Annotated in this window: 14 protein-coding genes; 6 read left to right on the top strand and 8 right to left on the bottom strand. The window is 42.0% G+C overall.

All coding sequences use genetic code 11. The features are described from left to right. Positions 1–51: 51 nt before the first annotated feature. The gene (locus AABM38_RS03335) at positions 52–1,455 is read left to right on the top strand and encodes an APC family permease (protein ID WP_423409127.1); all 1,404 of its coding nucleotides are present in this window, start codon (positions 52–54) and stop codon (positions 1,453–1,455) included. A 15-nt stretch (positions 1,456–1,470) separates the two neighbouring features. Further along, positions 1,471–2,559, top strand: coding sequence for a BPL-N domain-containing protein (locus AABM38_RS03330; protein ID WP_423409126.1), 1,089 nt, complete (start codon positions 1,471–1,473; stop codon positions 2,557–2,559). A 173-nt stretch (positions 2,560–2,732) separates the two neighbouring features. Here the strand turns inward: AABM38_RS03330 and AABM38_RS03325 are convergent, their stop codons facing one another. From AABM38_RS03325 to AABM38_RS03300, 6 genes are all read right to left on the bottom strand, one after another. Further along, positions 2,733–4,376 carry an Ig domain protein group 2 domain protein gene (locus AABM38_RS03325; protein ID WP_423409125.1) on the bottom strand — a complete coding sequence of 548 codons (1,644 nt, stop codon included), beginning with the start codon at positions 4,374–4,376 and terminating at the stop codon, positions 2,733–2,735. 223 nt (positions 4,377–4,599) lie between these two features. Beyond that, on the bottom strand, positions 4,600–4,875 hold the full coding sequence (locus AABM38_RS03320) for a hypothetical protein (RefSeq protein ID WP_423409124.1): 276 nt from the start codon (positions 4,873–4,875) through the stop codon (positions 4,600–4,602). Between the two features lie 260 nt (positions 4,876–5,135). Then, complete coding sequence (locus AABM38_RS03315; protein WP_423409123.1) at positions 5,136–5,543, bottom strand: hypothetical protein; 408 nt, start codon at positions 5,541–5,543, stop codon at positions 5,136–5,138. Positions 5,544–5,806: 263 nt separating this feature from the next. Next, on the bottom strand, positions 5,807–7,096 hold the full coding sequence (kynU, locus tag AABM38_RS03310) for a kynureninase (protein ID WP_423410636.1): 1,290 nt from the start codon (positions 7,094–7,096) through the stop codon (positions 5,807–5,809). 122 nt (positions 7,097–7,218) lie between these two features. After that, positions 7,219–7,581 carry a hypothetical protein gene (locus AABM38_RS03305; protein WP_423409122.1) on the bottom strand — a complete coding sequence of 121 codons (363 nt, stop codon included), beginning with the start codon at positions 7,579–7,581 and terminating at the stop codon, positions 7,219–7,221. Positions 7,582–7,608: 27 nt separating this feature from the next. After that, positions 7,609–8,124, bottom strand: a complete 516-nt coding sequence (locus AABM38_RS03300) for a GNAT family N-acetyltransferase (RefSeq protein ID WP_423409121.1) — start codon at positions 8,122–8,124, stop codon at positions 7,609–7,611. Between the two features lie 216 nt (positions 8,125–8,340). On the opposite strand from AABM38_RS03300, the gene AABM38_RS03295 reads away from it, so the two are divergent. Beyond that, positions 8,341–8,736, top strand: coding sequence for a hypothetical protein (locus AABM38_RS03295; protein ID WP_423409120.1), 396 nt, complete (start codon positions 8,341–8,343; stop codon positions 8,734–8,736). 61 nt (positions 8,737–8,797) lie between these two features. Here AABM38_RS03295 and AABM38_RS03290 read toward each other — a convergent pair whose 3' ends face one another. After that, positions 8,798–10,444, bottom strand: coding sequence for an ABC transporter substrate-binding protein (locus AABM38_RS03290; RefSeq protein ID WP_423409119.1), 1,647 nt, complete (start codon positions 10,442–10,444; stop codon positions 8,798–8,800). Positions 10,445–10,543: 99 nt separating this feature from the next. On the opposite strand from AABM38_RS03290, the gene AABM38_RS03285 reads away from it, so the two are divergent. Continuing rightward, positions 10,544–11,797, top strand: coding sequence for an MDR family MFS transporter (locus AABM38_RS03285; protein ID WP_423409118.1), 1,254 nt, complete (start codon positions 10,544–10,546; stop codon positions 11,795–11,797). Positions 11,798–12,062: 265 nt separating this feature from the next. Here the strand turns inward: AABM38_RS03285 and AABM38_RS03280 are convergent, their stop codons facing one another. Further along, positions 12,063–12,200 (bottom strand): hypothetical protein, encoded by a 138-nt coding sequence (locus AABM38_RS03280; protein WP_423409117.1) that lies wholly within the window; start codon positions 12,198–12,200, stop codon positions 12,063–12,065. Between the two features lie 317 nt (positions 12,201–12,517). Between AABM38_RS03280 and AABM38_RS03275 the strand changes: the two genes are divergently transcribed. Beyond that, complete coding sequence (locus tag AABM38_RS03275; RefSeq protein ID WP_423409116.1) at positions 12,518–12,889, top strand: hypothetical protein; 372 nt, start codon at positions 12,518–12,520, stop codon at positions 12,887–12,889. Between the two features lie 172 nt (positions 12,890–13,061). Next, the gene (locus tag AABM38_RS03270) at positions 13,062–14,087 is read left to right on the top strand and encodes an acyltransferase (protein WP_423409115.1); all 1,026 of its coding nucleotides are present in this window, start codon (positions 13,062–13,064) and stop codon (positions 14,085–14,087) included. Positions 14,088–14,096 lie beyond the last annotated feature (9 nt).

The following is a 14,096-nucleotide window of genomic DNA, read 5'->3' as shown; positions in this document are numbered from 1 at the left end:
TTATTTTTCTAAAGATTATGAATTTAATAGATCGAAAGGAAGTGTAATTTTATGAGTGAACTCAAGAAAAATCAACTCTCTTATGTAGAAGCTATGGCAATATCAGTTGCAATTATGGCTCCAACGGCTGCTATGGCTTTGAACACCTCGCTGACAGCCAGTATAGCAGGAGTATCAGTCCCCCTTATTTTCCTGGTAGCAATGATTACAATTGGATTAGTTGCAGTCACATTCATCCAATTTAACAGACAGTTTTCACATAGCGGTTCTGTCTATTATTTTACTGGGATATCCTTAGGACCTAAAATGGGTTTCTTATCAGGCTGGGCGCTGCTGCTTACCTACGTTATGTTTACAATTGCTTCCATTGCTGAAGTAGGTGCATTCGCCGAAAGCTTCTTCTCTCTCTTAAATATAGAAATTGACTGGTTCCCTATCGCCCTTGTCAGCTCAGTCCTTATTTGGATTTTCGCCTTTGCTGATGTGAAAATTGGGACAAGAGCCCTTTTAATTTTAGAAGGCATTTCGGTCTTATTTATTTTAATCCTTGTTTTCGTAATTTTTGGCAAGGCTGATCTCAGCAGCGAATCTTTTGTAAAACCATTCTCACCAGGACAAAACACAATTCCTGCCATTGCATTAGCAACTGTCTTCGCCTTCCTTTCTTTCGCAGGGTTTGAAGGTGCTTCCAGTTTAGGTGAAGAAACAAAGAATCCTAAAAAGGCCATCCCAATCGCCATTATCTCTGCAGTATTTTTAACAGGATTATTCTATATCATAGTGAGTTTCGCGACTACGATTGGATTTGGTCTAGATAGTGAAGGCAACGGGAATTTCGCCAAATCATCTGCACCACTTGCTGATCTTGCTGACATGTATATGTCGAGAGGATTCGCAGCTGCTATTATGTTTGGTGCTTTTTTATCTGCTTTCTCTTGTGCGCTGGCAAGTGCCACAGCAGGTTCAAGAATGCTTTTTTCAATGGGCCGTGACGGTTTTATCCATCAAAAAGTTGGGGCAACCCATAAGAAATATCACTCACCATATATTGCGTTGAGTGTGATCATGGTCATTTCTCTAATTGCATTATTCCCTCTAAAAGGAATCGGCCTTGATGGGGGATTGATTTTTGGATATTTAGGCACCATCGGAGTACTATCGCTCTTGTTAACCTATTTAGTCACAACAATTGGCGGCATGCGTTATTTTGTTAAGAATAAGATTTGGAAGGGCCCTATTCTTATTCTTCCTGCACTAGCAGTAATTGGATTAGGCTATAGTTTATATTCAAACGTATTCCCAATTCCAGCAGCACCGTTTAATTATTTCCCGTACATCGTTATTGGCTGGATCGTTCTTGGTGTAATAATTACCGCTTTAAACCCTGCATTAGTTTCACGGATTGCAGAGCGCCTTATGTCTGATGAAGAATCACAAAACGATATTTCTGCATAGAAACGAGGTGAGGACATGCTTCTACTTTCCTTCGAACGATTAGGAATGGCGAACAGACAAGCCAATCATATAAAAGCATATAAATGGATTCATAGTCTAATGAAAAGTGGCTGCAACGTTTACCAAACAAAACATGAATTGGAAGTAGTAACAAACGATTTCCCTGAAGGTCATATCTACCCTGCCGGAACGATCCTGGCGGACACTGACATTACTCCTCCAGCAGATATCACTGTTGATTTTACTGATTGGAAAAATGAATATTTTGTTTCAGTAAAAAGATTAACTCTTCCAAGTCGCATTGGAGTTTACAATGGTTTGAACAGCGCACCTTTCTGCTTTGATCCTTACAAGTCAGTCTTGGACTTATTCGAACTTGAATTTGAAGAACTATCTGATGAACAGATTAGACAAGGAGCATTGGATAACATTGATTTATTTATAGTTCCCGGTGGTCCAGATGCCGGGGAATCCTATTATGCTGGACTAGGAAAAAAAGGAATGGAAGAAATTCGCCAGTATGTTTTAAATGGCGGGAAATACCTGGCTTCCTGCGCAGGTGCCTACCTTCCTTTATCCGCAAAACCGGGCACACCACAATCTAGGATGTGGTTAAATATTATTAATGCCACTGACTCAACAGGACTCGATTATTGGAGAACTGGAACCGGGTTTGTGCGCATTAATCTTAATGTGCATGATCACCCCAGCTTGTACGGAATTTCTTATGGTGACCCTAGCACGATGGATGTTATCTATTGGGAAGGACCTGGGATTGAAACAATTGACGCAGACAACATAACAATCCTTGCTACCTATAAAGAATTCCTTGCATCAGGAAGCGATAAGCCCAACTGGTCAGTTTCAGAAAATCAATGTGCTGTTGATTCACTTGAATGGAGCAACCCATTATCACAAGAGCGTTTTAATTCGTTCCTGAAAGGAAAAGCAGCCGCTGTCGAAGCAACTGCGGGGGAAGGAAAACTTATTCTATTCTCGTTCCATCCCGAATTCGGCTCGCCTGTAACGGGTTCTTGGGAAAATAGCCTGACTCACCTTCTTATACTAAACAGCGTTTATTATTTATGTTCTGAAGATGTCTAATTAATCCCATCGTGAAGCGATTAATCTATTTTTTTCTGGCTCGAAATAATATTTATAAAATGTTAAATGGTTCTTCGCTTAATCCTACTCAATTGCTACAAAAAAAAGCTTGCAGAGGACGTTCTCGCCTCATCTGCAAGCTTTTTTGTTTGAACCTATTATTATTGATTTATTTAATTACTAATCACAATATCATCAAAGTTAAGCCTGTGCCCAGAAGTGCCGGATACAACAATCCGGAAGCGGACTGATGTTGCCTGGCTCAACGTGAACGTTTTTACCTGCAAACTTGATGTGCTCGTATTCAAGCTGCCTACGTTCGTCCATGTGGAACCGCTATTCGTTGACATTTGCAGCTGCCATCGGGCTCCAGTGTCAGAGCCGAAATTGGCGTGTGAAATTTGGACGCTTGTTGCCCCGCTCACGTTGAAGTTCATCGTAATGGCACCGCTCGCTCGAACACGCGCGGACTGGGTGCCATTTTTCTTGTCCGTACTTAAATTACCGATCAGCGCATTATCAAAATACCAAGATCCGCTTGATAATGTAACATTCCCGGAAGTATAGGCTGTTTTAGTGCCAGATTCGAATTTCTCATTCAATGTGGCCGTCCCGCCGCCACCAGATCCATCTGAACCATAACCATATGAACCAGATTTGAACGTAGAAGGATCGTACCATTTATAGCCTGCAGCAGGAGCTGACCAAGGTTCCGCCTGAGGTTCGGTAGAGGTTTGCGGATTTTCCATTGAAAGTAAAGTCGTCTTCTGGTCGAGCTGCAAGCCGCTTACCTGCGCAAGGGATGTATAGCTTTCCTGCTGTGCCAGCCAATCTACAAGATTTACAAGCAGTATACCATCATTCTGTTCTTTAAAACCATCATAAGTAGTCTTCTTTCCGCCCGTTTCCTCACGGAGATATTTAGGGGTAGCATCCTCTACTGGAGACGAATCTCCAATAAATGCCGCCTTCCCTGCACCGACTTTAGAAACAGCTACGTAAGGGCCTTCTGCTCTTCCGCCGCCATTATACACACCCTGGTCGACCGCATTGCCCCAGGCTGCCGTTGTCGGAGGCAGATAAACAATCCCCTTCGCCTTGTTTGGATCAGTTATGGCTAATGTGGATCCTGCATGCATGGCCACTGTGGATACACCGCTTGTAATTCCGAACGCCTGGCTCGGCGCCACGATATCATTCGCTGTGACATCGCCAATCGCATTGTAGCGGAAACGGATCCCAAAGTTAGATGAAAGCCAGTCCGAACCCGTCACACCTTGCATCGCTGCAGATGATGCTTCCTCTGTTCCCATCCCTTTGGCAGGATCAGAATAGGCACCACGGCGGTAGCCATTGAATACTTCCGAAGCATCCCAGCGATTCTTATTGCGGTCAGCATTGTAATGGTCGCCAATGAAAAAGATACTTCCGCCATTCTGAACATATTGAAGCATCGCATCCTGTTCAGCCGCCTTATAAGGAACGTTCGCTTCTCCAATGACAAATACATCGTAGTCCTGCAAATCCTGATACGTAATCGGTGTAGCTTTCCTCAGTTCTTTTGCATAATAGCCATCATTCGCTAAAGCGTTGGCAAAATCAGAGAATCCCCCATCCAATACCCAGTCAGCCGCACCTGCGGTTTGACCATGGGTATTATCAAATAAGATTTTCTTTCCATTCGCAGTTCCGACCGGCTGCAGCTGCGGTGCAGGGTCGAGTGCATTTTCAGCAGATACAAAAGGTGTAAAAAAGTACAAAGACGGTGCTACAAGCATAGCGACTAATGCAAAAATAGAGAACCTTCGACGAATCATGCTTTCACTCCTTATTGGTGTATTCCTAACTAAATTAGCACACAAATGTTGACGGAATGTTAAGAATCGTTTAATTTGATAATTTCCCAATGTAAGGAGGATCGCCTTGCCATATTCCATATCATTTTCACTAAATTCATTTACGCTAACTTCCAAAAAACACTGCAAATCCTATTTAATTTTCCCAAAAGTAAAATTTTCTCAGATTCAAGCATTCAAAGAATTAATACTTTCTCGAAATAAAGCTTAAAAACCGCTCTTTTTCCTCATTATTATGTAAGATTTTTTCTACAATCCGTTCTTCTGTTAAATAGTCTTTTAATTCTTCATTCTGAAAAATACTTTCATAATACCTCCCATCATCACAGAGTTCCTTAAACCACTTTTCCTTTTTCAGCTTCCGAATATTCCTTTTGAATTTCAGATCGTCCAAGTCTATCCCGCCAGAAAACAGCAAACCTACAACCACTGCGGCAATTACCTTAAAAAAGTTCTTCATGCTTTTTTCCCCTTTTAATTTGGATAAATATATTAACGGTTGACACTCTATAAAAGTTTCAAACAAAAAGAAACCACTCGGACAGAGTCGTTTAACCAATTTACAGTGTTTGTAGAGACTACTCAATAAAACACTTATTGCATTCCGCTTTAATGAACTTTCCCCTGCCAAACCGAAGCACAAGAACTGTCCCCATGACAAAACAAAAGTCCCAAAAGAAATACTTTTGGGACCCTTGTTGTCATTTGAGTCTGGTATTATTACAGGCCATAGTAGAAGCCTGCGTATGCACATGAGATACTTAGATCATCACCAACTGTAACTGTGTAGAATACATATCCCGGAAGAACGACACAAACATTATCACCCTCAATATAAATCTGAGGAGTATTGCAGTGGCCATCATAGTTACAATCAACAGTCTGCAAGGTAAAGTCCAATCCAAAAGGAAGTCCGGATAAAGGGGCGCAAAGGGTTAGACACACAGGTGACCACCAGTAATCCTCGCAAGAACCATCTGCGGCTTGTCCCAGTTTCAATTCTCCCTTGTCGATCCCATCAAATTTTTCAATCATCTGCTTCATAACCTCAGCTGGCAATGCACTTTTTTGTTCCTTTCCTTGAATTCCTCCTTTTTGTTTGAACTTAGAAAAATCACTCCATTTCATTGTTTCTCACCTCCTTGTCCTTTCTTGCTATATACAATGCAAGTCAGAAAGGAGGTGTATAGGAACTTGTCCTCTTTAATGGTAAAAATGTGTGAATGAATGAAGAGTTTCGCAGATTTCACTGTGAGATTAGAGAGGAGATGAGACAAGTTGATTAGTAGAAATAGATTTAACAGGAGAGTTTTTTCATAAAAAAGGGCATCAAGCCTAAGCCTGATGCTCCAATAAAAAATTGGTACACGAGAACCGTCCCCATGTTCCGTTTAAGCCACTACGTTTCTAGTATTCTCAAAGTTTTTGTATTCTTCTTTCACCATGATTTGCTTTAAAATCCGAACCGTATTCCAGATATCTTCATAGGTTGTGTACAGTGCGATTGGAGCCAGGCGGATCACATTAGGTGCGCGGAAATCAGGGATGATCTTGTTTTCCTTAAGCGCTTTACAGATTCTTGCCGCCTCGTCATGCTCCAGGCAAACATGTCCTCCGCGTCGTTCGTCCTCTCTTGGATTCCCAATCTGAAAACCGAAATCGCCAAGCTCGTGTTCAATCAAAGCCATCATATAATCCGTCATCTTTAAAGATGTTTCTCTGATTCTAGCAATACCTGCTTCTTCGAACATTTCGAGAGAACCTAGCAGCGGGGCAATGCTCAGCACATGCGGTGTGCCAATCTGATAGGCTCCTGCTGTTTCTGCATGCTCCAGGGTGTGTTCCATATCAAACTGCTTCTCTTTTTTCGAGCTGAACCAGCCTGCAAGTCCAGGAGCTGTCCCGAGATTCCGTTCGTGGACAAACATCCCGCCGACTCCGCCCGGACCGCTGTTCAAGTATTTATAGTTGCACCAGACAGCAAAATCCACACCCCAGTCATTTAATGAATGCGGAACCGCACCAATCGAATGCGCCAGGTCAAAACCTATTAATATCCCTCTTTTATGCGCCTCTTCTGCTAATCGCTTCATATCCATCAGTTGGCCGCTTCGGTATAAGACAGATGGAAGCCAGACGAGCGCGACTTCCTCGGTCATCGCAGCAATGACATCGTCTTCGGAAATCGTGCGGCCATCTCTGCTCTTCACCTGGATCAAGTGCTGATCCGGTTCGAGTCCATGCAGCTTCAATTGTGCCTTTATCGCATAAATATCAGAGGGAAAATTAAGTTCATCTGCAAGGATTTTCGTTTTAGAACCCTCTGGCTTGTAAAAAGTCGCCAGCACTTGATGAATATTCGTTGTGATCGAACCAGTTACAATCACTTCTCCTGCTTTCGCACCGACAAGCGGAGCACTGAGCGCACCAAGCTTCTCCGAAAACTCAAACCACGGCTGATTACCAGACATCCATCCATCAATACCATGATTCTTCCAATCTTCCAATGAGTTTAATAGCGATTTTTCCGCCCGCTTTGACAGCAATCCAAGGGAATTCCCGTCCATATAGAGGGTCCCTTCTTGGAGGTAAAATTCATCCCGGAATCCTTGAAGAGGATTTTCCTGATCCAATTGCTGTGCGTACTCTTTTGTTAAAAGAACTGCCGTATCCGCTTTCATAATTTGTCTCAAATCCTTTCCGCCAGTATACCCTTAGATGGGTCTTGGTACTATAAAAGTTCGTATCTACTTTTTCCTTTGCTTAACAGCAAGCTTCACACCTAAACTTCCGAGCCCATGCTCTATTCAAACTCAAACCCTATTTCAATCTCCCAATTCTTCGTTACGACGTTTCCCTTGGAAATGACGAACCCAAGCTCAATCTTCTCCTCTGCATTTTCAAAGATTAACACGCCATGAGGCAAATAATCATATCGGAATCCATTGTTCGGATTGAATGATCTCGGACTATTATTGATGTCGTCCATGATTTTGTTAATCTCGTCGATATCGCTAATACTCTTCGTTGTTCCGCCCATCTCCTTGATCGTTAATCTAGTATAATGACCATCTATGATTTTGTGATGATATGCCCAAATAATCGTGAAAAGTATGACGAGGAGAATGATGAATACTGTTGAATAAACAAGGTTCTTTTTAGTCACCTTTCTTCCTCCTCTTGTATCAAGGGTCTAGCTCTTCCATTCCTCTTCTAAAATGGAATAATAGTACTCATCCCACCATCCATCACCATGAGGAATGCACTTTATAAAATTGCCTTCTCTCCTCATGCCGATTTTCTCCATCACACGATAGGAACCCGTATTTTCCGGCTGGCAGGTTGCGATAATCCGATGCAGTTTCAATTCCTCGAAGCCATATTTCAATGTGGCATATGCTGCCTCAGAAGCGTAACCCTTATTATAATATTTAGGGTTGAACACCCAGCCGATCTCATAAGTATGGTCGCCAAAATACTTATGAAAAACGATATGGCCGATCAGAACATTCTCATCCTTTAAAACAACAGCATATTTCTGAGCGCCTTCCCCCATATTTTTATCAATAAAATCGGCCGCATCTTTTTCAGTAAAAACACCTTCAGGAATATATCCCATCACTTCATCATCCGAAGTATATTCCAATACAGCCTGTAAATCATCTAATTCAAATTTGCGAATCCATAACCTATTTGTTTCTAAGTACATTTCTAAATCCCCCAAATACAAACTTATTTCCTATCTATATTTCGATAAAATGACAGAAAACACCTTCTTGAACATGGTGAACATGGGGACGGTTCTCACGTTTCAGGAACATGAGAACCGTCCCCATGTTCCTTTTTCTAGTAATCATAAACCCTCAATTGTTGAATATAATCCATTAGAGAATAAACGTATTTGAATTTGTATAAGGGGTGGATAATGAAAAAATTTATTAGTGTTCCACTTGCTAGCAATATCATAATCACAATTAATTCAATAGCGGTTTTGATGCATGTTCTGATTCTTTTTCATATATTGCCGCATGGTTTTGTCTGGGGAGGACGCCTTAAGAGTAAGGAAGATTTAATCCTTTTCGAAAGCATCTCCATCGTTATGCAAACCCTATTTATTTTTATTATTGCTGCAAAAGCAGGATATGTTTTTAGGGGTAGGTTTAAAAAGACGGTGAATGTCGGTACATGGGTATTGTTTGGAATGATGGTGCTTAATACAATCGGCAATTTCGCCTCTAATTCCAGCTTTGAAACGATTGTCATGACTCCATTAACGATCTTGCTCTCTCTTTTGGTATTCAGGTTAGCTATTGAAAAATAAGAAAAATGCCGGACTCTTAGAATTCCAACAAGAGATCGGCATTTTTTCTTATAGAGCAAATTTAAACTTCCGGTTTCGTCCACAGTCTTGTTAAGTCTACATACCCAAAGTGCTTGATCTCTACATTCATAAGATTAATAGAAAATGGGATTTGCCGTTTCGTATAATACAGCGGCACGCACAGGGATTCGCTCTGCAAATATTGTTCAATCCTCAGGTGATGGGCATTCCAGTCTGCAAATGGAATCGTTTGATATGCCTCGACCTTTTCCTGCAAGTATCTATCTCTTTCCACTAGAAAGTTAATTGGTGAGAAACTGTTTTTCAAAAAGAAAAAGTAAGATAGACTTTGGTTTATTTCAAAAATTTCTCCATGGATTAACAAATCAGTATCCGCCCTAAGCTCAAAATTATAAAGGGAATCGTGAAACGAGATTTCCTCCATCTCGACTTCGATGCCCGCCCGCTCGAGTTTTTCTTTTAGCCAAAGGGATGTATCAGTCGTATAGTTGACCCATCTGAATTTCAGTGGTTTGCTGATGGTTGGCTTTGGGATTTCGGGCATCGTATACGTCTTTGACTGCCCGATCAAACAGCCTTCATTGTTGCCGGTTATTCGCGAATTGATTTCATGCAGCTCGTGCCGGTGGTGGGCGATGAGCATATGAATGTAATCTCTAACTTCTTTTCGCGCCATATCCGTGTTCCGATAAGGATTCAGAATGACAATCCCAAACCCTGAATCACTTTCAACCTCAAAAGTATCGACTTCCTCCGTTTCCTGCCCGCCATGATAGACGACCTGAAATTCTTTCGGTATATGAATAAACTCCACACGGTCAAGCAGCGGACGATGGCCAAAATATTGCTTAAACGCACACAGCACCGTTTTTTCGGAGGTGTTTTCACCAAGGTAAAAGCCGCCGGTCCCCAGCAATCTGCCGTTTACTTCTTTAAAAATACTTGCCGAAATCAGCCCTAATAACTGGAGAGCATAAGAACATCCTGCCGGGAACTCCAATTTTAAAACAAGGGGTGCAGGGGTGGAGATCCTCGTAATCGGCTCCCATAGTTTACTAAAATGGACATCCTTCTTCATCCGCTGTAATGAATGAACCACATCTTCCGCTTTGAGGATCGAACCATCATGAAAGGCTATATCCTTGCGTAAATACAGGAGCAGTGATGTGTCCGTATATTCCCAGGTGTGGGCGAGTTCAGCTGTAACCGTATTGTCTGCAGTCAGGGTCACTAGCCTGTTATAAAGATTACTCACGATGTTCGCACTATGGACGTCTGCTGCCTCGAGCGGGTGGACGGCTGCGACCTTGTAAAACCTAGGGATGATCAGGCTGTCCTGCCCTTCCTGATGGAATCCCAGCTTCGATTGAAATGCAGTCATTAATCGCTGCTTCGCTTCTACTGACCAGTCTAATACCAACAGCTTGCTCACGTTTTCAATCGCTTCTTTTTCTAGTCTCTTAAAAAAATCCTGCTCATACGCCTGCTCGACATCCCGCAGCCATTTCAGCGAAGAAGTATGCCCTCTTCCCCGTCCCGGTTGGAAAGTAAGCCAACCCTCCTCCTGCCATTGCTGCAGCTTGCGGCGAGTTTGCTTTGAACTGAGGAATATTTGATTCGAAAGTTCTTCTACTTTTATGTGCCCCGATTTCACCTTATTCCATAAAGTTAAAAGATAATGATCCATTTGCCTTGCTCCTTAAAAGTGGACATATTTATTTAAAAAGGATATTTTTAATCATTTCCGTCTCCTTTAATATACAAATTATCGAAAGGGGTTGGCAATATGAAATGGAAAGAATACCCACAAAATTTAAAAGTCCGACTTATTACTTCATTTTTTAACCGCGCGATTTCCAGTGCTGTTTTACCGTTCATGGCACTGTTTTTTGCCCAGCATAAAGGAGCTGTCTGGGCGGGACTATTCTTGGGCTTCAATGTGTTCATTGGATTCCTTGGCAATTTGATCGGCGGCTATATGTCTGACCGGTTCCGCCGCAAAACAATCCTGCTCATTACCTCTACTCTCAGCGCGCTCATGTTTGGTGCTATGGCAGCAAGTTTAGTTCCTGAGCAAAAATGGATTACGGTCTTCGCGGTGGCTTATGTGGTTTTCATGGGCACCAGCAGCCTTGGCCGCCCGGCAATGCAGGCAATCATTATCGATTCGACCACTGCTGAAAACCGGAAAGCGATTTATGCTTTGGACTATTGGTTCACGAATTTATCCATGGCGATTGGCGCAGCACTCGGCGGGTTATTTTACGCCCATCACCAGCTGACATTATTTTTGGTGCTCACTTTTGCATCTGCCTGCCTGCCGATTGCCTATGGAATCTGGCTACAGGATACGACCGTCCTGCAACTTATGAAAAAGCATAAGAACATTTTTATCGACCTGCTGGCTAACTACAAGATAGCGCTTCAGGATAAGCCGTTTGTCATGGCGGTCGTGGGCGGAATGTGCATTTACGCTGCCGAATTTTCACTGAACAGCTATATCGGTGTTCGATTAGCCGATGAGTTCCGCCCGTTGTTTTTAGGAGGCTTTGAAATCTCAGGTGTCCGGATGCTGAGTATTTTGAACATCCAAAACATGCTTCTCGTAGTCTTGTTCACGTTTATCGTCACGAAAATCACGGACAAGTTTGATAAGAAAAAAATGCTGCTGGCCGGGCTGATCTTGTATGGCATCGGGTATACAGTCATCACTTCAGCCAACGTTTGGTATGCATTGCTTCTATTTAATTTGGTGGCAACCATCGGCGAACTCATCTATTCTCCGATTGCCAATGCTGAAAAAGCCAACATGATGCCAGAAGATAAACGCGGCTCCTACTCCGCATTCTCCGGAATCAGCTTTAACGGTGCCGATTTGATCGCACGTTCCACCATTATCGTCGGTGCCTTTTTAGTGCCGAGCATGATGAGTGTGTACATTGGAATCATCTTGATGATGGGAACATTGCTGCTCTATGGCGGTCTGTTTGTATATCGGGGGCGAGTGCGGAAAGAGTCGTATGTGGTGACAAGAGGGTAGCATGTCATTTTTCTATCAGTTGAAAAAAGTAGTGTTGTGAAAAGAGGTTACCATATCTTTTCCACCAGTTGGATGAAGTAGCGATTATCGTTAAAACCGTAGCGATTCTTGCGTAACCCGTAGCGAATATCAATGATTTCGTAGTGAATACTGTCATTTTCGTAGCGATTAACCTGCAAACTGTAGCGATTCTTTTCAGAGCCCAATTCCGTTGACTTAAAAAGAGGAAAAACGAAGACACTTCTTCGCTTTTCCTCTTTTTATTTTATTTTACATCCGAAGAATCGTCATAATCATAACGGAATCCGTCTGCTTGAGGATTTGTGTTACTGTCTTTCTGGTTTGGTAATGTATCTTTTTTTCTGTCTGCTGCTTTGTCCTGCTGCCTATTATCCGTAGCCACCTGTTGCCCACCTGCCTATCAAGTATTTCACAGCCCTATTATCCCTATATCTACTATTTGATATTCCCTTTTAAAAATGCCTCTGAAAAGTAAATGTTGATCTTTGATAAAAGCCTTTGATCTTTGCAAAACGGAGATCATCACAAATATCCTGGGGTTAAAGGCATGAGCAAACCTTTCGCAGCTTGTTGAAGCTTTTGTTTCATTTCATGAAGAAAGTCACATCCCCTCTGTTCATTCCCACAAATTCCCACAAAATTTCAAAAAGGTGTTATTATATAGATGATTAATACAATTTGATTAAGGTGGATTCCATCATGATTCAGGAAGTGATTGATCGACAACAGGTAGACTGTGTTGGCGGGTTCATTGCCGCATACGCAGATCCAATTGTGGCTCATATGAATCCTGGTCATTTGCAGAAACGCAATATCGCAATCCTTTTAAAAAGCGATGGGACAATATGGGGTAAACGAATTACACAAGAAGATACAAATCAAAATGATGATAATTGGATAGAAATTGCAAGGGATACAATAAAGCCACAGAAAAGTCCGATTTTAACAGATGTCTGCTTTTTCAACATCAAGAAGGGCAGCTTGTATGGAACCTACATTGTTTCAGAAGATTTTATTCGAAATGCTCAGTTCTCGAACGAGCAATCGTACCTTCGATTCATCACCGAATAAGCTCTTTGGCTTTTGGTTAAAATCAGCACGCTGGAGGGAACCGTCAATTACGGTTCCCTCCATTTTTCGTCTGTTTATCAAACAATAAAGTTTAACAAATCCTGAAAAATAAAGACCCCACAATCAGGAAATAATATAAGCACCGATTATAAATAAGATTCGAGGCAGATAAATGGAGCGAAACTACGCGATCGATTTTATAAAATTCTTTGCCATCCTGGCGGTTGTGGTCATCCACACATTTCCGAGCGACAATCAGCTTGGATACTTCATTCTCGATAATTTCGCCAGGTTTGCAGTGCCTTTTTTCTTTGCAGCCTCTGGCTATTTGTTCGGATTAAAGGTAATCAATAACCCAAAATCATTGGCCTATTTTAAAAAATACACCATAAAAATCCTTAAAATCTATTTTACCTGGCTTGTTTTTTATATGGCTTATGATGTCATGAAGATTTTGATCGGGAATCATCATGTGAAAATCGAGTTGGCCAAATATATAGAGAGATTAACCCCGCTGAATCTCTTTTACTACGGGCAAGGGACAAGCGGCTATCAATTGTGGTTTGTGATTTCGCTGGTATGGAGTACGGTCATTTTATACTTCTTTTACAGAATGAAAAAGATAAAGCTGCTGCTGGTCATCGGGTTCTGCCTCAATCTATTGGGTCTGTTTGGACAATCCTACTCCATTTTCGACCCATTGCCAGTCAGCACGACCCGGGCCGCCTTATACATAAGTCTGTTTTATACGACTTTAGGATTCTGGTTTGCCTTTGCTAAGCCAAACATCCGGTCATTGAATACGAAGATATACTTGTTTTGGTTTATCTGCTTCTCCGCCCTGCAATTTGCTGAAGGGTATGCACTGGAAAAAACGCTGGAAGCAAAGCATGGGGAATACTTTCTATCAACGATTTTCCTTACCGTTTTTCTTTTTTCATTCGCACTAAGCAGCCCGCAGCTTGGAAAAGGGTCATTCATCACCAGAATTGGCGGCAACGCCCTCGGAATCTATGCAATCCATGTTTTCTTCATCGATCTCAACGACATGATGTTCAAAAAATTAGGACTACAGCAAAGCTCCCATCACCTAATCCTGAACATCCTCGACGCCTTTCTCGTCTTCACCTTATCCTATCTAACCTATGAAGCATGGGGACGTATCTTGCGCTTCATTAAACACAAAAAGGAAGCATGAGAAACGTCC

The organism is Heyndrickxia sp. MSNUG, from assembly GCF_049532715.1.
Classification (GTDB): domain Bacteria; phylum Bacillota; class Bacilli; order Bacillales; family Cytobacillaceae; genus Mesobacillus.
The sequence above is the reverse complement of the archived record's forward strand: the minus strand, read 5'-3'. Positions and strand labels throughout refer to the sequence as shown.

Excerpts from the sequence above, each read along its gene's own strand:
- AABM38_RS03295 (WP_423409120.1), top strand. The coding sequence starts at position 8,341 with ATGAAAAAATTTATTAGTGTTCCACTTGCTAGCAATATCATAATCACA.
- AABM38_RS03325 (WP_423409125.1), bottom strand. The coding sequence starts at position 4,376 with ATGATTCGTCGAAGGTTCTCTATTTTTGCATTAGTCGCTATGCTTGTA.
- AABM38_RS03270 (WP_423409115.1), top strand. The coding sequence starts at position 13,062 with ATGGAGCGAAACTACGCGATCGATTTTATAAAATTCTTTGCCATCCTG.
- kynU (WP_423410636.1), bottom strand. The coding sequence starts at position 7,096 with ATGAAAGCGGATACGGCAGTTCTTTTAACAAAAGAGTACGCACAGCAA.
- AABM38_RS03290 (WP_423409119.1), bottom strand. The coding sequence starts at position 10,444 with ATGGATCATTATCTTTTAACTTTATGGAATAAGGTGAAATCGGGGCAC.
- AABM38_RS03315 (WP_423409123.1), bottom strand. The coding sequence starts at position 5,543 with ATGAAATGGAGTGATTTTTCTAAGTTCAAACAAAAAGGAGGAATTCAA.
- AABM38_RS03320 (WP_423409124.1), bottom strand. The coding sequence starts at position 4,875 with ATGAAGAACTTTTTTAAGGTAATTGCCGCAGTGGTTGTAGGTTTGCTG.
- AABM38_RS03285 (WP_423409118.1), top strand. The coding sequence starts at position 10,544 with ATGAAATGGAAAGAATACCCACAAAATTTAAAAGTCCGACTTATTACT.
- AABM38_RS03275 (WP_423409116.1), top strand. The coding sequence starts at position 12,518 with ATGATTCAGGAAGTGATTGATCGACAACAGGTAGACTGTGTTGGCGGG.
- AABM38_RS03330 (WP_423409126.1), top strand. The coding sequence starts at position 1,471 with ATGCTTCTACTTTCCTTCGAACGATTAGGAATGGCGAACAGACAAGCC.
- AABM38_RS03300 (WP_423409121.1), bottom strand. The coding sequence starts at position 8,124 with ATGTACTTAGAAACAAATAGGTTATGGATTCGCAAATTTGAATTAGAT.
- AABM38_RS03335 (WP_423409127.1), top strand. The coding sequence starts at position 52 with ATGAGTGAACTCAAGAAAAATCAACTCTCTTATGTAGAAGCTATGGCA.